The following is a 428-nucleotide window of genomic DNA, read 5'->3' as shown; positions in this document are numbered from 1 at the left end:
GCCTTTGCCTGCGATCGAAACTAGAATTCCCGCTGCTTGCAGATCTCGCAAAGCCCGTTTGATGGTGATTGGACTGACGCCAAATTCCTGACCGAGCATGGCTGTGGATGGGATGAGAGCCTCCGGCTGATAGGTTCCATTCCCTATGCGATTCAGAATTTCTTCGCGGACAGACTCGTGCAGGGATGACGAAAGTCGCAGTTGCGAGCCAGCCATAAGATAGTCTCCCTTCGTCTCCGTTCATGAACGCATCGCGGAGTAAGCGCAAATTGCGTCCGTCTCATTATAGGCGGGGTTGGTTTGTTGACATAACTAGCATACCTAGTATAGTGCGATCCTGCCGTCAACAGGGGGGGTCGAAAAGACCGGTTTTGATATTAGCAGGTGAGCATTCCTGATCGGAAATGCGGCATTGGCGATATCAAGCC

General features: G+C 52.1%; 1 protein-coding gene. It reads right to left on the bottom strand.

Going from position 1 to position 428, the window contains the following annotated elements; genetic code table 11:
* The coding region (locus EOA60_RS37075) for a GntR family transcriptional regulator (RefSeq protein ID WP_128312829.1) at nucleotides 1-216 on the bottom strand (216 nt) is incomplete at its 3' end.
* Nucleotides 217-428: the final 212 nt, after the last annotated feature.

This window comes from Mesorhizobium sp. M1A.F.Ca.IN.020.06.1.1 (genome assembly GCF_004023265.1).
Classification (GTDB): domain Bacteria; phylum Pseudomonadota; class Alphaproteobacteria; order Rhizobiales; family Rhizobiaceae; genus Mesorhizobium.
The sequence above is the reverse complement of the archived record's forward strand: the minus strand, read 5'-3'. Positions and strand labels throughout refer to the sequence as shown.